Origin of the sequence: Mycolicibacterium madagascariense (assembly GCF_010729665.1) — a bacterium.
Classification (GTDB): domain Bacteria; phylum Actinomycetota; class Actinomycetes; order Mycobacteriales; family Mycobacteriaceae; genus Mycobacterium; species Mycobacterium madagascariense.
Genome location: NZ_AP022610.1, coordinates 171,705 through 188,352, shown reverse-complemented (window position 1 = coordinate 188,352; position 16,648 = coordinate 171,705). Strand labels below are relative to the sequence as shown.

14 protein-coding genes are annotated in these 16,648 nt (G+C 70.0%); 8 read left to right on the top strand and 6 right to left on the bottom strand.

The features are described from left to right. Nucleotides 1–112: 112 nt before the first annotated feature. Both G6N60_RS00910 and G6N60_RS00905 read left to right on the top strand, forming a co-directional pair. On the top strand, nt 113–1,024 hold the full coding sequence (locus tag G6N60_RS00910; RefSeq protein WP_163731198.1) for a serine hydrolase: 912 nt from the start codon (nt 113–115) through the stop codon (nt 1,022–1,024). A gap of 40 nt (nt 1,025–1,064) precedes the next feature. Continuing rightward, nucleotides 1,065–2,771 (top strand): GMC oxidoreductase, encoded by a 1,707-nt coding sequence (locus G6N60_RS00905; RefSeq protein WP_163731193.1) that lies wholly within the window; start codon nt 1,065–1,067, stop codon nt 2,769–2,771. Between the two features lie 6 nt (nt 2,772–2,777). Here the strand turns inward: G6N60_RS00905 and G6N60_RS00900 are convergent, their stop codons facing one another. Beyond that, nucleotides 2,778–3,368 (bottom strand): class I SAM-dependent methyltransferase, encoded by a 591-nt coding sequence (locus G6N60_RS00900; RefSeq protein WP_163731191.1) that lies wholly within the window; start codon nt 3,366–3,368, stop codon nt 2,778–2,780. A gap of 211 nt (nt 3,369–3,579) precedes the next feature. Between G6N60_RS00900 and G6N60_RS00895 the strand changes: the two genes are divergently transcribed. Genes G6N60_RS00895 through G6N60_RS00885 form a run of 3 tightly spaced genes read left to right on the top strand, consistent with a single transcriptional unit; the run spans nt 3,580 to nt 9,781 of the window. Further along, the gene (locus G6N60_RS00895; protein ID WP_163731188.1) at nt 3,580–5,613 is read left to right on the top strand and encodes a toprim domain-containing protein; all 2,034 of its coding nucleotides are present in this window, start codon (nt 3,580–3,582) and stop codon (nt 5,611–5,613) included. A gap of 9 nt (nt 5,614–5,622) precedes the next feature. Beyond that, nucleotides 5,623–7,767 carry a DNA gyrase subunit A gene (locus G6N60_RS00890; RefSeq protein WP_163731184.1) on the top strand — a complete coding sequence of 715 codons (2,145 nt, stop codon included), beginning with the start codon at nt 5,623–5,625 and terminating at the stop codon, nt 7,765–7,767. 22 nt (nt 7,768–7,789) lie between these two features. Then, nucleotides 7,790–9,781 (top strand): alpha/beta hydrolase family protein, encoded by a 1,992-nt coding sequence (locus tag G6N60_RS00885; RefSeq protein WP_163731181.1) that lies wholly within the window; start codon nt 7,790–7,792, stop codon nt 9,779–9,781. A gap of 15 nt (nt 9,782–9,796) precedes the next feature. On the opposite strand, the gene G6N60_RS00880 is transcribed toward G6N60_RS00885, so the two are convergent. The 5 genes from G6N60_RS00880 to G6N60_RS00860 are packed head-to-tail and all read right to left on the bottom strand — an operon-like array spanning nt 9,797 to nt 14,110. Beyond that, nucleotides 9,797–10,396 (bottom strand): CGNR zinc finger domain-containing protein, encoded by a 600-nt coding sequence (locus tag G6N60_RS00880; RefSeq protein WP_163731177.1) that lies wholly within the window; start codon nt 10,394–10,396, stop codon nt 9,797–9,799. Next, on the bottom strand, nt 10,393–11,790 hold the full coding sequence (locus G6N60_RS00875) for a pyridoxal phosphate-dependent decarboxylase family protein (RefSeq protein ID WP_163731174.1): 1,398 nt from the start codon (nt 11,788–11,790) through the stop codon (nt 10,393–10,395). Before G6N60_RS00875 ends, G6N60_RS00880 begins: the two co-directional genes overlap by 4 nt. Beyond that, nucleotides 11,787–12,842, bottom strand: coding sequence for an aldo/keto reductase (locus G6N60_RS00870; protein WP_163731170.1), 1,056 nt, complete (start codon nt 12,840–12,842; stop codon nt 11,787–11,789). Before G6N60_RS00870 ends, G6N60_RS00875 begins: the two co-directional genes overlap by 4 nt. A gap of 48 nt (nt 12,843–12,890) precedes the next feature. Continuing rightward, nucleotides 12,891–13,112 (bottom strand): zinc-binding dehydrogenase, encoded by a 222-nt coding sequence (locus G6N60_RS00865; protein ID WP_163731167.1) that lies wholly within the window; start codon nt 13,110–13,112, stop codon nt 12,891–12,893. Beyond that, a complete protein-coding gene (locus G6N60_RS00860; RefSeq protein WP_163731165.1) occupies nt 13,109–14,110 on the bottom strand; it encodes a zinc-dependent alcohol dehydrogenase family protein in 1,002 nt (333 codons plus the stop codon). Before G6N60_RS00860 ends, G6N60_RS00865 begins: the two co-directional genes overlap by 4 nt. A 191-nt stretch (nt 14,111–14,301) precedes the next feature. On the opposite strand from G6N60_RS00860, the gene G6N60_RS00855 reads away from it, so the two are divergent. The 3 genes from G6N60_RS00855 to G6N60_RS00845 are packed head-to-tail and all read left to right on the top strand — an operon-like array spanning nt 14,302 to nt 16,618. After that, nucleotides 14,302–15,177 carry an NAD(P)H-binding protein gene (locus tag G6N60_RS00855; RefSeq protein ID WP_163731162.1) on the top strand — a complete coding sequence of 292 codons (876 nt, stop codon included), beginning with the start codon at nt 14,302–14,304 and terminating at the stop codon, nt 15,175–15,177. Next, on the top strand, nt 15,174–15,929 hold the full coding sequence (gene merB / locus G6N60_RS00850; protein WP_197746906.1) for an organomercurial lyase: 756 nt from the start codon (nt 15,174–15,176) through the stop codon (nt 15,927–15,929). Before G6N60_RS00855 ends, merB begins: the two co-directional genes overlap by 4 nt. Further along, nucleotides 15,926–16,618 (top strand): HAD-IA family hydrolase, encoded by a 693-nt coding sequence (locus G6N60_RS00845; protein WP_163731159.1) that lies wholly within the window; start codon nt 15,926–15,928, stop codon nt 16,616–16,618. Before merB ends, G6N60_RS00845 begins: the two co-directional genes overlap by 4 nt. Nucleotides 16,619–16,648: the final 30 nt, after the last annotated feature.

Below are 16,648 nucleotides of genomic sequence, written 5' to 3'. Positions count from 1 at the left end.
CGGCCCGCAGCCTCGGTCGCGCCTCGGCGGCGTTTGTTATTTAAGCTCTGGTGAACGGCGGACGACGCGACGTCGTCGCTCCCCAGATTCCACACCTGCTCGAAGGAGACACATGCAACGGCGGCGCGCGACGACCGGGCTGGCCATCGTCTGCATGGCGTTGCTCGTGAACGGTTGCGAGGCCAAGGGGTGGAGCGCCCCGCCGTCCGCCGAGGGCACCCAGCAGGCCGCCCCGGCCGCCCCCATCGGGCCGCCTCCGGCAGGTCCACCCGCCCCGTCGTCGGCGCCGTTCGACGGGCTCGAGGCGCGCGTGCAGCAGGCGACGGCCGACGCGGCCAAGGCCGGTGCCGACGTGGAGATCGACGTGATGGACCGCACGACCGGCCAGACCGTCTCCAACGGGGTCACCAAGCCCTACCCCATCGCGTCGGTGGTGAAGCTGTTCATCGCCGACGACCTGCTGCTGCAGGAGTCGAAGGGTCAGACGCAACTCACCCCCGCCGACCATCAGCAACTCGACCTCATGCTGCGCTCGTCCGACGACGGCGCGGCGCAGACCTTCTGGGATCGCAGCGGCCAGGACGCCATCATCGAGCGCGTCAAGGCTCGCTACGGGCTGACGAACACGACGGCGCCCGACAACGGGCACTGGGACGTCACGCTCAGCACCGCAAGCGATCTCGTGCGCTACTACGACATGCTGCTCGACGGCACCGGAGGGTTGCCACCCCAGCAGGCCAACGTGATCATCGGCGACCTGGCGCAGTCCACGCCGACCGGGACCGACGGCTATCCGCAGCGGTTCGGCATCCCCGACGGGCTCTACGCCGAGCAGGTCGCGGTCAAGCAGGGGTGGTTCTGCTGCTGGAACGGGCCCGACCAACTGCATCTGTCGACCGGTGTGATCGGACCCGAGCACCGCTACGTGATGGCCATCGGATCCCTGGGGCCCGACGACGCCGCCACTGCGAGGGCTACCGTGACTCAGGCCGTCAAGACGATGTTCCCCGGCGGCGCGATCTGACGGCGGTCCGCCCGCCGCGCCACGTCGAGGAGGTCGACGCGTGACCGAGGACTTCGACTACGACGTGCTGGTGATCGGATCCGGCTTCGGCGGGAGCGTGACCGCACTTCGCCTCAGTGAGAAGGGCTATCGCGTCGGCGTGCTCGAAGCGGGCCGGCGATTCCGCGACGAGGACTTCGCCACCAACAGCTGGCACGTGCGGGACTACCTCTTCAAGCCCGCCCTCGGCTGTTACGGCATCCAGCGCATCGACGTGCTCTCGAACGCGGTCGTGCTCAGCGGCGCGGGCGTCGGCGGCGGCTCGCTGGTCTATGCGAACACCCTCTACGAACCCGGCGACGGCTTCTTCGCCGATCCTCGCTGGAGCGGGATCACCGACTGGCGGGACGAGCTGACGCCGTGGTACGACCAGGCCAAGCGCATGCTCGGCGTCGCGACCTATCCGCGGACGACGCCGTCGGACGAGGTGATGCTGAAGGTGGCGGCCGACCTCGGCATCTCGGACACGTTCCGCGCCACCCCGGTCGGGGTGTGCTTCGGCGACGCCGACGGCACCCCCGCCGCCCCCGGTGCCCCGGTCGGCGACCCCTACTTCGGCGGAGCGGGCCCCGACCGCAACGCGTGCCGGCACTGCGGCGAATGCATGACCGGTTGCCGCCACAACGCCAAGAACACCCTGGTGAAGAACTACCTCTACCTCGCCGAGCAGATCGGCGCCACGGTGCACCCGTCGACGACGGTGATCGACGTGTCACCCCGGGCCGACGGAGGATACGACGTGCTCACGCGTCGGACCGAGGGCAAGCTCCGCCGCGGCCGCCGGACCTTCACCGCCCGGCAGGTGGTCTTCTCGGCCGCCGCCCTGGGCACCCAGCGCCTGCTGCACCGGCTGCGCGACGGCGGCAGCCTGCCGCGCATCTCGCCCCGGCTCGGCGAGCTGTCGCGCACCAACTCCGAGTCGATCCTGGCCGTGCGGGCCCGCGGCGACGACGTGGACTACTCCGAGGGCGTCGCCATCACGTCCTCGATCCACCCCGACGAGCACACGCATGTGGAGCCGTGCCGCTACGGCCACGACTCCAATCTGATGGGGCTGCTCGGCACCATCCTCGTCGACGGCGTCGACGGCGGGCGGCGCTGGCGCACGGGGATGAAGGGTTTCGTCCGCCAGCGGCAGGATCTGTCGCGTCTGCTCAACCCGAAGAACTGGTCCGAGCAGACCATCCCGCTGCTCGTCATGCAGACCCACGACAACTCGATCACCACCTTCACCCGCCGCTGGTTGTTCGGCAGGCGGCTGGCGTCGCGCCAGGGCGTGGGCGATCCGAACCCGACGTGGATCCCGGTCGGGCACGACGTCGCAAGGCGCGCAGCCGAACACATGGACGGCATCGCCGGCGGCGCGTGGGCCGACCTGGCCGACATCCCAATGACGGGTCACTTCATCGGCGGCTGCGTCATCGGCGAGACCGCCGACGACGGCGTCGTCGACCCCTATCACCGCCTGCACGGGCACCCGGGCCTGCACGTGATCGACGGTTCGACCATCACCGCCAACCTCGGCGTGAATCCGTCGCTGACGATCACCGCGCTCGCCGAACGGGCGACCGCGCTGTGGCCGAACGCGGGCGAGCCCGATCAGCGCCCACCACTGGGCTCGCCGTACGTCCGGGTCGACCCCGTGCCGCCCCGCGAGCCCGCCGTGCCCCACGGTGCGCCCGCCGCTCTGCGCCTCACCCCCCGGTGACGTCCGTCAGCGCGGCGGGGCCGGCGGCTTGACCCAGCGCCACTGCCGGGTCGAGCACTCCTGGGCGTCGGGCAGCCGCTCGCGCACCGCCCCGACCACACCCGGCCACCACTGCTCGTCGTAGTCGTCGCCGGATAGCCAGCCGCCCGGCGCCACCTTCGGCAGCCAGCCGTCGATGTCGGCCAGCACGCTGTCGTACTCGTGGCGGGCGTCGAGGTGCACCCAGGCCAGAGATTCGTCGGCGAACAGCGCGGCGGCCGCCGGTGACGGGCTGACCACGAGGTGCACCCGATCGGCGGCACCGCAGGCGATGAGGTTGCGGTGCAGTTGCCCGGCGAAGGTGCCGCCACCGTCGGCGACGGCGGCGGCGTGGGAGTCCTTGTCCGCGGTGCCCTCCCGCCCGCTGCCGCGGCAGTAGTCGACGCCGACCACCGTGAACCGCCGCCCGGACTGTTGGACCACCTCGGCCAGCGAGCACAGGCTGCGGCCGAGGTAGGAGCCCACCTCGACGAAGGTGCTGCCCTCGGCGAAGGTCGCGACGGCCTCCTCCTGCAGATCGCGCCAGCCGAACCAGCCGTGAATCTGCGACCAGTGCACGTGTCACGTTCCTTCCGCCTCGATTGAGGCGCAGTATGGCACCCGACGTGACACTCGACTCGTGGCCGGGCACCGCCGCCGCGGCTGCGCGGAGATGTCCGACGAGGCGTCTACCATGTGCGCGGCACCCCGGTGCCCGCCGAGTGGATCGACGGCAGGAGTCCGTGAATTTCGGTCTCCTTCTCCTCGGCCTGGAAGGAGAGGACGAGCAGTGAGCTACACCGCCGCCGACATCACCGAGCTCGACGACGTCCAGCACACCCGCCTGCGCCCAGCGGTGAATCTCGGTCTCGACGTGCTCAACACCGCGCTGCGCGAGATCGTCGACAACGCCATCGAGGAGGTGGCCGACCCCGCTCACGGCGGATCGCGCGTCACCATCACGCTGCACGCCGACGGTTCGGTCAGCGTCGCCGACGACGGCCGCGGGCTGCCCGTCGACTCCGACCCCGTGAACGGGAAGAACGGCATCGTCAAGACGCTGGGCACCGCCCGGGCGGGCGGCAAGTTCTCCACCCACGCCGACGCCGCGAGCACGGGCGCCGGACTCAACGGAATCGGTGCTGCCGCAGCCGTTTTCATCTCTGCTAGAACCGACGTGACGGTCCGCCGGGCGGGGAAGACCTACCTGCAGAGCTTCGGCGGCGGCTACCCGGGAACCTTCGAGGGCAAGGACTTCGACCCGCACGCGACGTTCACCCGCGCCGACACCCAGAAGCTGCGCGGCGTCGGCAACCGCAAGCCGGACGTACATGGCACCGAGGTGCGCATCCTGTTCGACGTCGCGGTCGTGCCGGACGCCAGCTTGGACGTCAACGAGGTACTGCTGCGGGCGCACGCCGCGGCGCGGATGTCCCCCGGGGTGCACCTGATGGTCGTCGACGAGGGCTGGCCCGGGGACGTCGTCCGGCCCGAGCTGCTCGAACCGTTCGACGGCCCGTGGGGCACCGACACCCTCCTGGACCTCGTCTGCGTCGCCGCCGGCGCGCCCGTGCCATCGGTGCGCGCGGTCGTCGAGGGCCGCGGCGAGTACACCACCGGCCGTGGCCCGACGCCCTTTCGCTGGTCGCTGACGGCGGGCCCCGCCGAACCGGCCACCGTCGCCGCGTTCTGCAACACCGTGCGCACGCCGGGCGGCGGCTCCCATCTGACGGCCGCGGTGAAGGGGCTGTCGGAGGCGCTGGCCGACCGCGCGTCCCGCATTCGCGACCTCGGCCTGGCCAAGGGTGAGGACGGCCCCGAGCCGCAGGACTTCGCCGCGGTGACCGCGCTCGCCGTGGACACCCGGGCGCCCGACGTGGCCTGGGACTCCCAGGCCAAGACCGCGGTGTCGTCGCGGTCGCTGAACGTGGCGATGGCTCCCGACGTCGCCCGCAGCGTCACGATCTGGGCCGCGAACCCCGGCAACGGCGACACGGTGTCGCTCTGGACGAAGCTGGCGCTCGAGGCGGCCAGGGCACGGCGCAGCGCGGAGGGCGCCAAGGCCCGGTCCCGCGCCGCGTCGAAGGCCAAGGGCCTCGGGACGAATCTGTCGCTGCCGCCGAAATTGCTGCCCAGCCGCGAGACCGGACGCGGCTCCGGCGCCGAGCTGTTCCTGTGCGAGGGCGACTCGGCGCTCGGCACCATCAAGGCGGCCAGGGACGCCACGTTCCAGGCGGCCTTCCCACTGAAGGGCAAGCCGCCCAACGTCTATGGCTTCACCCTGAACAAGGCGCGCGTCAAGGACGAGTTCGACTCGATCGAGCGCATCCTCGGCTGCGGGGTCCGCGACAACTGCGATCCGGAGTCGTGCCGCTATGACCGCATCCTGTTCGCCTCCGACGCCGACCCCGACGGCGGCAACATCAACTCGAGCCTCATCTCGATGTTCCTGGACTTCTACCGCCCGCTCGTCAAGGCCGGGATGGTCTACGTGACGCTGCCGCCGCTGTTCGTGGTCAAGGACGGTCAGCAGCGCATCTACTGCCAGGACGAGGTCGAGCGGGACGCGGCCGTCACCCAGCTGAAGGCCACGTCCAAACGCAAGGTGGAGGTCCAGCGGAACAAGGGCCTCGGCGAGATGGACGCCGACGACTTCTGGAACACCGTGCTGGATCCTCAGCGGCGCACCGTGATTCGCGTCAACCTCGACGACGGTGACCCGAAACTGCACCACACCCTGTTCGGCGGGCCCCCGGAGGGCAGACGCACGTGGATGGCCGACGTCGCCTCCCGCGTCGACACCTCCGCCCTCGACCTCGACTAGGAGTACGACGTGACCGCCACCCTCGACGTTCCCGAACAGAATCCCGACCTGGTGCTCGACCAGAGCGCCGACGACTACTGGAACCACTACCAGCTGACGTTCGCGCTCTACAGCGTCAGCGATCGCGCCATCCCGTCGGCGTTCGACGGGCTCAAGCCCGGCCAGCGGCGCCTGCTCTATCAGATGCACGACTCGCGGCTGCTGCCGGGAAACAAGCCGCAGAAGTCCTCCAAGGTGTGCTCCGCCGTCACCGGCAACCTGCATCCCCACGGCGGTGCGTCGATGTACGGGGCCGCCGCGCTGATGGCCGCGGACTTCCAGCGCGTCAAGGTCATCGACGGGCAGGGCGCGTTCCCGCGCATCCAGGGCGACATCCCCGCGGCCGATCGCTACACCGAGATGCGGCTCTCGGCACCCGGCGCCGCACTGACCGCCGAGCTCAACGACCATGCCGTGCCCATGGTCTCGACGTTCGACGGCGAATGGATCGAGCCGACGGTGCTGCCCGCACAGTGGCCGGTGCTGCTCTGCAACGGCGCGGTCGGCATCGCCGAGGGCTGGGCCACCAAGGTGCCCGCGCACAACCCGCGCGAGATCATGGCTGCGTGCCGGGCGCTGTTGAAGACCCCGAACATGACCGACGACCGGCTCATGAAGCTCATCCCCGGCCCCGACTGGGGCTGCGGTGCCAGCGTGATCGGCACGGCCGGGCTGCGCGAGTACGTCACCACGGGGCGAGGGCAGCTGACGGTGCGCGGCACGGTTTCGGTCGACGGGAAGAACGTCATCGTGACCGAGCTGCCGCCCGGCGTCGCGAGCAACACGGTGCAGGAGCGGATCCGGGCGCTGGTCGAGTCCGGGGAGCTGTCGGGCGTGGCCGACATGTCCGACCTCACCGACCGCCGCAACGGGTTGCGCATCGTCGTCTCCGCCAAGCGCGGGCACAGCGCCGAGACGATCCGTGACCAGCTGCTGGCACTCACGCCGCTGGAGTCGACGTTCGCCGCCAGCCTGGTCGCGCTCGACGAGGACCGCGTGCCGCGCTGGTGGACGGTGCGCGAACTGATCGGCGCCTTCCTGCACCTGCGCGACTCGGTGGTGTTGCGCCGCAGCGAGTATCGACTGGAGAAGGTCACCGCGCGGCGGCACCTGGTCGCCGGCCTGATGACCATTCACCTCGACATCGACGCCGCGGTCGCGGTGATCCGAGGCTCCGACACCGTCGACGACGCCCGCCAGGGGCTGCAGGAGCGGTTCTCGATCGACACCGAACAGGCGGATTACGTTCTGGGACTTCAGCTTCGGCGGTTGACCAAGCTCGACGTCATCGAGTTGCAGGCCGAAGCGGAGAAGCTGGACGCCGAGTTCCTCGAGCTGACCGAGCTGGTGTCGAACCCCGATGCGCGTCGCGTGGTGATCGACCAGGAGTTGGTGGAGACGGCAAAACTGTTCAAGGGCAAGGAGTTCAACCGTCGCACGGTGCTCGACCTCGAGGCCACGCCCGTGTCGGCAGGCACCGACGAGGACGGGTCGCGGGAGCGGAAGGTCAACGCCGCGTGGCGACTCGACGATCGCGGCGTGTTCTCAGACAGCCATGGCGAGTTGCTCACCTCCGGTCTGGGGTGGGCGGTGTGGACCGACGGGCGGGTCAAGTTCACCACCGGCAGCGGTCTGCCCTACAAGATCCGCGACATCCCGGTCGCACCGGACATCACCGGTCTGGTGCGCTCGGGGGTGCTCGCCCCGGGCATGCATCTGGCACTGGTGACGCGACGCGGGAAGGTGTTGCGCATCGACCCTGCCGTCGTGAATCCGCAGGGCGCGGCCGGCAACGGGGTCGCCGGGGTGAAGCTGGCGGCCGACGGCGACGAGGTCGTCGCCGCCCTACCGCTCACGTGCGCCAACGGCGAGGCCATCCTGTCGCTGTCCGAAAAGGCGTGGAAGGTCACCGAAGTCGCCGACATCCCGGTGAAGGGCCGCGGCGGCGTCGGGGTCGGTTTCCACCCGTTCGTCAACGGCGAGGACGCGTTGCTCGCGGCCGCGGTGTCGGCGACCGGATTCGTGCGCGGCACGCGGGCGGTGCGGGCCGAGAAGCGCGCGAAGGCATCGATCAAGGGGTCCGGCAGCGACGTCACCCCGGCGGCGACGGAGTGACCCCGGATTAGGCTGGGGCGCCATGGCGAACTTCGGCTCGTGGACCACCCCCATCACCTCCGAACTCGTGGTGCGCGCCGCGGCCGGCCTCGGCGGGGTGAGCATTCACGGTGACACCGTGACCTGGGCCGAACAGCGGCCGGAGGAGGGCGGCCGCACGCAACTCGTCCGGCGCACCGGTGGGGGACCTGCCGTCGACCTGTTGCCCGCAGGCGCCAACGCCCGCACCGCCGCCCACGAATACGGCGGTGGCGCGTGGTGGGTCGCGGGTGACACGCTGTGGTTCACCGACTGGGCCGACCAGCGCCTCTACACCCTCACCGGGTCGGAGCCGCCCGTCCCCATGACCCCGGAGCCCGAGATGCCCCGCGGTGACCGTTGGGCCGATGGCTGCGTCACCGCGGACGGGCGGTGGGCGCTGCTGGTGCGCGAGCACCATCCCGCGGGCGGCGGTCCCGCCGCGGTGGTGAACGAGATCGTGGTGCTCGACGTCTCGGGTCGCCTGGCGCCGCGGGTGCTGGTCTCGGGTACCGACTTCGTGTCCGATCCCAGGCTCTCGCCGGACGGCGCGCGGCTCTGCTGGCTGCAGTGGTCGCATCCCGACATGCCCTGGGACGGCACCGAATTGTGCGTCGCCGGTCTGGCGGCCGACGACACCGGTCCGGTGCTGGGTTCCGTCACGGTGGTGGCGGGCCGACCCGACTCGGCCCCGGGCGGCACCGGCGCCGGCGAGTCGGTGAGCGAACCCCGCTGGGCCGACGACGGCGCGCTGTGGTTCATCTCCGACCGGACGAACTGGTGGAACCTGTATCGGTGGCTGCCCGCAGTCGACCGGGTCGAGGCGATGGTGACGCTCGACGCCGAAATCGGCGGGCCGCAATGGGTTTTTGGACAGTCCAGCTATGCGTTCCTGTCGGGCGGCCGCATCGCGTTCGTCTCGTCACGCGACGGGCTCGGGTACCTGGCGGTGCGTCTCGCCGACGGGCGCATCGTCGACCTCGACGTGCCCTACACGTCGTTCGCCTCGATCCGGGCCGACGGTGACCGCATCGTCTTCATCGGCGCGTCCGCCACCACCGAACCGGCCGTGGTGGCGGTGTCCGTCGACGACGCGGGATCGGTCACCTCCAGCGAGATGCTTCGCGCGCCAAGGGATCTCGGCCTCGGAACGGAGTGGTTCTCCACGCCCGAGCCCATCTCGTTCCCCACCAGCGGTGGCCGTACCGCCCACGCGCTGTTCTACCCACCCACCAATCCCGACGCCACCGGTGACCCCGGCGAGCTGCCACCACTGCTGGTGCTGATCCACGGCGGTCCGACCGGCGCGGCCCGTCCGATGCTGCAACTGGGCACGCAGTACTGGACCAGCCGAGGCTTCGCCGTCGTGGACGTCAACTACGGCGGGTCCACCGGGTACGGCCGTGCCTACCGCAATCAGCTGCGCCGGCAGTGGGGCGTCGTCGACCTCGACGACTGCGAGGCGGCCGCCCGCTGGCTGGCCGAGCAGGGCCGGGTCGACCCGGCCAGGCTCTGCATTCGAGGCGGCTCGGCGGGGGGTTACACGACGCTCGCCGTCCTCGCGTTCCGCGACACCTTCGCCGCGGGCGCCAGCCACTACGGCGTGGCGGACCTGGAGGCGCTGGCCACCGAGACCCACAAGTTCGAGAGCCGTTATCTCGACGGTCTGATCGGGCCCTACCCCGAGCGTCGCGATCTGTACGTCGAGCGCTCGCCGATCCACCACGTCGACGGCTTCGACCGGCCGCTCATCGTCCTGCAGGGTCTCGAGGACGAGGTCGTGCCGCCCAACCAGGCCGAGATGATCGTCGATGCACTGCGCGCCAAGGGCGTGCCCGTCGCCTACGTGGCGTTCGAGGGCGAGCAGCACGGCTTCCGTCAGGCGCCCAACATCCGCCGTGCGCTGGAGTCCGAATTGTCTTTCTACGCACAGGTCTTCGGGTTCCCGCTACCCGAGGGCGAGCACGTCGCACCCGTGTCCGTGCACAATCTGTGACGGGCCCCCAGCGGGTTACGCGCGCTTCGCCTCCGCCTGACGGCGGGCCCGGGAGGCCCGCAGGTTGACCGCGTTACCGCAAACGCGCACGTCGTGCCAGACGCCACTGTTGTTGCGTGAGCGATCGTAGAAGACCGCGGCGCACTTGGGGTTTCGGCACGGTTTGATTCGTCGCCACGTATCGGCGAGCTGCGCGCGATAGATCACCGACAGCACCAGCGAGGTAAGCTGGCGGGCGCCGGTGCCGCGCGGCCGCAGGGCGACTATTCCGTCGGAATCCAGTTGCAGCGCAGCGGTAGCCGACTGCAGGGGAACGCCGGAGCGGGTGTCGGCTCCGTCGTGACGCACTGCGATCACGTGGCGCAGGTCGGCCCGCAGTGCGCGCAGGCCATCCAGGTCGTCGGCGACGAGCTCGACGTCCCACCGCGGCGACCCCGTCACGGCCGCCAGGCTGTCCAGGCACGTGTCGAGCCAGACCCGCGCCGAGGCGAGGTCGGCGAGCAGGTCGGCGCGGTGGGGCTTGCCGCCGGACACCGTGTTCATGAGGTCCTGCACGAAGGCCAATTCCTCGGCCGCGGCGTCCATTCCGAAGTCGCTCGTCGCCGGCCAGCTCATGGCGCGAGCCTACCCGTCGCCGGTACGCCTCTGTCGGAGGCGGCCTTGAGCCCTCGGAGCAGGTCGAGGAGGTCGTCGACGTCGGCGGCCGTCGTCCGCCATGACGAGACGGAGATGCGCATGACCGGCTCGCCTCGCCACACGCTGGTCCCGAACCATGTCCGGCCCGAGGCCTGGGCCGCCGCCGCGATGCGGGCCGTCTCCTCCGGGGTATCGGCCGTGGCGATGATCTGGTTGATCACCACGCGATTCAGCACGGTGTAGCCCGAATCGTCGAGGCCCCTGGCGATCTCGGCAGCCAAGCCGGTGGTGCGCTCGACCAGGTCGGCGACGCCGTCGCGGCCGAGGGTGCGCAGCGCCGCCCAGATGGCGATGCCGCGCGGTCGCCGGGAGAACTCGAGTGTCAGGTTCTTCTGCGAGTCGGCCGAGGTGCTTGAATACGCCGCGTCGCTGTTCATGGTCTCGGCCAGCTGAGCGCGGTCGGCCAGGATCACCATCGCGCTGTCGTAGGGCGTGTTGAGCCACTTGTGGCCGTCGACCGTCCAGCTGTCGGCGGCATCGATCCCCTCGGTCAGGTGGCGGTGCTCGGCGGAGGCGCGGGCCCACAGGCCGAACGCGCCGTCGACGTGCACCCAGGCGCCGGCGTCACGCGCGGCCGGGATGATCTCGGCGAACGGGTCGAACTCGCCGGTGTTCACCTCCCCGGCCTGCAGCACGACGATGGTCCTGTCGTCGATGGGCGGCAGCGCAGCGGGGTCGACCCGTCCGAACTCGTCGGTGCGCGCCAGCGCGATCTGGGCCGTCCCGAACCCCAGCACCCGCAGCGCCTTGGTGATGACCACGTGCCCCAGTTCGGAGACCACCACCCGGATCTGCGGGGCGCCGGTGAGACCGTGCTCGTCGACGTCCCAGCCGTGTCGTCGCAGCAGCGCGCGCCGCGCAGCGGCCACCGCGATCAGCGTGCCTGCTCCCGCGCTCGTGGTGAAGCCGACCCCGGCCGTCGAGGGAAGGTGCAGCGCGTCCAGCACCCAGCGGGCGGCGACGGCCTCCACCTTGGCCGCCGCCGGCGACGTCACGTGCGCGAGCCCCGCGTTGTCCCACGCCAACACCAGTCGCTCGGCGGCGGCGGCGACGGGAAATGTTGCGCCGGTGACGAATCCGAAGTACCGGCCGCCGTTGGTCTCCACCGTCGCGGGGGTGCCGTAGTCGTCGAGCAAGCCCAGCGTCTCGGCGGCGTCCCGGCCGCGGTCGGGCAGCGGCTCGTCGAAGGTGACGAGGTTGCGCACCGCGTCGGCGGTGGGAAACACCGGCCGTGCGCCGATGCCCGCGGTGTACGCCCGGGCGCGCCGGTCGGCGTCTTCCATCAGCAGCACTTCGTCGGCAGTCTGGCTCATGGCACCGGGTATCCGAGGACGAAACGATCGCCCACCCCGCCGCGGACGGAGTCGGCCTGGGCTGCCGCGTCGTCGTGGGGCGCTCCCAGTTCCGGCGCGCTGACGTCGGTCAGCAGTCGATGCTGCGCCTCGTCGAGAGTGACGTCCAGGGCGCCGAGGTACTCGTCGAGCTGCGCCGGGGTGCGCGGCCCGATGATCGGCACGACGGCGGTGCTCGAGCGACGACCACGCTCCAGCTCCCATGCCAGTGCGACTTGGCCTGGGGTACAACCGATGTCGCTGGCCACCCGCAGCACCGCATCGACGACGGCGGTCTTCTGATCGGTGTCCTCGCGCTGAATGACCGCACCCAGGGTGGTCAACCGGCCCTCGTCGCTGGCGCGGTACTTGCCCGTGAGCAGGCCACCGCCCAGCGGCGAGTACAGCACCGCGCCCAAGCCGAGCCCCTCGGCCATCGGCAGGATTTCCCGGTCGGCACTGCGTTCGACGAGGCTGTACTCGCCCTGTACGCCAATGACATTGGCCGACAGGCCGCGCTCGCGGGCCACACCGACGGCGTACGCCGTCCGCCACGCGGGGAAGTTGGATAGTCCGGCATGCAGGATCTTGCCCGAGTCCACCAGCAGCGCAATGGTTTCGACGATCTCGTCGATGGGGGTGACGAAGTCGGGCCAGTGCACCCAGTACAGGTCGAGATAGTCGGTACGCAATCGGCGCAGCGAGTCCTCCAGCGCCCGGGTCATGGCCTTGCGGCTGTTCCCCGTGCGCGACACCCCCGACGCGGCGGCGGCTCCCTGGGTGAACTTGCTGGCCAGCACGAACTGGTCGCGGTCGCTGCCGATCAGATCGGCGAGAAAGGTCTCGGACTGGCCGAACTGATAGACGTCGGCGGTGTCGAGGAAGATCCCGCCCGCGTCGACGTACGTCGTGAACATCTTCTTGGCGTCGTCGAACTCGGCACCCGACCCCCAATTGGTGCCGAAGTTGGCCGTGCCCAGGGCCAGTTCGGAGACGCGCAGTCCGGTGTGCGCGCCGAAAGTCTGGTAACGCATGTGTGGCTCCTTCTCAGATGTGATCGTCGGTGGTCGGCCGTTGGGTGATCACCATGACAGCGTGACCTTGCCGACATGCTGGGCCGACCGGAAATAGTCGACAGCCGTTGGTAATTCGGCCAGTTCGAAGGTGCGGTCGACGACCGGGCGGACGACGTTCTCCTGCAGGGCGCGCACCATGTCCCGCTGGTGGCGCCGACTACCGACCACGACGCCCTGCAGCCTGAGCTGCTTCATGGTGAGCGCCCCGGTGGGAATGGCGACCCTCATCGGATCGTTCCGTCACCCGCCGCGGCGAAGAGCACCTTGCCCGAACGCCCGTAGGTGCGGGCGCGATCGATGGCCGCGGTGTGGTCGCTGAGTGGGTAGGCGGCTTCTACCGGGGTGGTGAGCACGCCGTCGGCCACCAGGTCGACGAGCTCGGTATAGACGCGGTCGATCTCTTCGGCAGGAGCCGACGACAGCCAGTTGTGCAGCCAAAAGCCGTGCACATGCAGCCCCTTGAAGTTGAGCACGCGGCCGGGAACGACGACCGGCTGGCCGCTCAGTGAACCGAAGCTGACGATCTGTCCGTCGTTGGCGAGATGGGGCAGCAGGCCGTCGATGATCGGCCCGCCCACCCCATCCAATGCGAGCGACAGCTGCTCGTCGCCGAGGACGCCGTCGAGTTGGACGCCCAATGTGTCGTTGGCGACCACGACGTACTGTGCACCGGTCGCCCGCAGGGCTTGGGCCGCTCCGTCGCTGCGCACCACGTCGACCAGGCGCAGACCCGCGCGGGCCGCCAGTACCCGCACGAAGGCCCCCAACCCGGAATTGGCCGCGGTCTGCAGGATCCAGGACCCGGCGGGGCTGGACGCGGCGAAGTCGACGAGCAGATATGCGGTGGCGGCGTTGATCGGCACGGTGGCCAGCTGCAAGGGATCGGCGTCACGGTGCACCGCGACGACGTAGCGCTCGTCGACGACGATCTCGTCCTGCCAGGTCCCCAACGTGTGCGAGGGAAGTATCAGGACCCGCTGTCCCACCGCGGCGCGGGTCACCCCGTCGCCGACCTCGAGTACGACGCCCACACCCTCGGCGCCGAGGGGTGAGGGCAATTCGGGCCGAATGCCGTAGCGCCCGTCGAGGAGCAGGAAGTCCGACGGATTGAGCGGCGCTGCCTCCACCGCGATCCGTACCTCGGCGGAGGTGATCGCACGGGGCGGCTCGTCGACGAGGGTCACCGAGCTGGGGTCTCCGAAGGCGCTGAACTGGATGGACTGCACGGCAGTGTCTCTTTCTTCCGATGATGCTCGTCAACATAGTCAATATGATTACGACTATGTCTTACGACTCAGGCTGTGACGTTGTCAAGTGTTTGAACAGTCCAATACGGACATATTCGATGTTTGTTGACCTATGTCACGTCGAGTGCCATAGTCGAACTACCCGACAACATCTGGAAGAGGGGAATGCCATGATCGTCATCACCGGTGCCAACGGCCAGTTGGCCACCGCTGTCGCACGCCACATCCAGCGCCTCGACCCAAACCAGCACGTCGTCGGCGCCGCCCGACGACCCAGTGCCGTTCCATCAGACGTCTTCGACGACGTGCGCTACGCCGACTACGATCGCCCCGACTCGGTGGTCTCGGCCCTCGGCGGCGCCCACGCCGTTCTCCTGGTGTCCGGCACCGAATTCGGCCGTCGCGTGGCGCAACACGGCGCAGTCGTGGCCGCCGCCCGCGAGGGTGGCGCGAGCTTCCTGGCCTATACCAGCGCACCGCGCGTCGATAGCGCCCAACTCGCCTTCGGCCCAGAGCATTTGGCGACCGAGCAACTCATCCGTACCTCCGGGCTGAGCTACACGCTGCTACGCAACAACTGGTACCACGAGAACTACGTCCCCACGATCATCGAGGCCGCGGCCACCGGAGCCTTCACCGGCAACGCCGCCAACGGTCGCATCGCCAGCGCCGCCCGCGAGGACTATGCGGAAGCCACCGCACGCATCCTGATCGACCCTCGGGCCCACCACGACCGGACCTACGAACTCGCCGGCGATACCGCGTGGACCTACGCCGACCTCGCCGAGCTGATCGCGGACGTCCTCGGCTCACCTGTCGGCTACCGTGACGTCAGCACCGCGGCTCGGCGGGCCGAACTCGCCGCCGCCGGCCACACCGCCGCCGAGATCACGGCCGCCGCCGACATCGACCGTGACATCGCCGCTGGCGCACTGGAATTGATCGACCACACGCTCAGCCGCCTCCTTGGTCGACCCACCACACCGCTGAGGACCACCGTCGAAGCGGCCGTTGCGTCCGCAATACGTGCGAGGTCGCATCGATGACACACGACGGACCTGCGGCCGCGATGGTCGAAGACCTGCGGCTGCTCGTCTACACCCAGCTGGCCACCACGGGGCGCATCGAGACCGTCGAACACCTCGCCGCCTCGTTGCAGCTGAGCACCGCCGACGTCGTTGCGGGACTGGATGCCCTGCACGCGAGCCGCGATCTGGTCCTCGACGAGGTCGGTCAGGTCGTGCTGGCGCATCCGTTCGCCACCATCAACGTCGGGTTCTCGGTCATGGGCGAGGCGACCATGTGGTGGGGCGGCTGCGCCTGGGACGCGTTCGCGATCCCCCACCTCGTCGACGCCGAACCCGACACCCTCGTCGCCACCCGGTGTCCCGAATGCCGAACCCCGCACGCCTGGAACGTCACTCGCGCGGCCGCGCCCGCCGGGGAGCAAATCGTGCACTTCGCCACCCCGATGGCCCGCGTCTGGGACGACGTCGTCCACGCCTGCCGGCACCAACGCATCTTCTGCGACGACGCCTGCCTGGACCGCCACCTCGACGCACACTCCCCCACCGATCGCGGGTTCCGCTTCGACGTCCGCACCCTGTGGAACCTTGCGGCACACTGGTACGACGGTCGACTCGACCGCGGATATCGACGCCGCGAACCCGCCTCTGCCGCAGCCTACTTCGACTCCGTCGGACTCACCGGTCCCTTCTGGGGCACCGCGCGCCACGACGACGTCGAGGACGGACCGCCGGGCGTCGGGACACGAGCCTGCCTAGAATCTGGGGCATGACGTATGACGTCGTCGTATTCGACGTGCTCGGCACGGTCGTGGACGAGGACGAGGCGCGGAAGCGCGCGACGGCAACGCTATTCGCGTCGGCCGGCCGCAGCGCCGATGCCGTCGACGCCTTCGCCCTGGCGTGGGACGAGGCGGAGAGCGAACTGATCGGTGCGGTGGCCGGTGCTCGCGCCGGGTGGGAGACGCATGATGCGATCTGCCTGAAGGCGTTGCGCGACATCGTTCGTCGGGACGAAGCGGGCGCGTCGTTCTCGGCCGAGGCGATGTCGACGGCGGCGCTGTTCGGCCGCGACATCGAACCGTGGCCCGAGTCGGTTCGGGCGATCGACGCCCTGCGCGCCGAGCGCCCGGTGATCGCCCTGACCAATGGGTCCGCTCCCACCATGGCGGAGATGTCGCGCCGGACCGGTCTGCGGTGGACCGAATTGATCAGTGCCGACGACGTCGAGACCTTCAAGCCGAACCCGCGCATGTACGAACGGCTGACATCCCGCGGCATCGCAGAACCCCGCACCACGCTGTTCGTCGCGGCGCACCCGTGGGATCTCGACACGGCCGCCCAGCACTGCTACCGGACGGCCCTGGTCCTTCGACCCGGCGTCCCGGCCGAGGCGGGGTATGACCATCTCGTCGACGACCTCGACGGCATCGTGGCGCTCTTCTCGGCCACCGCGGGCTGACGCGGCCCGCGCGGCCGGCGTTATCCGGCC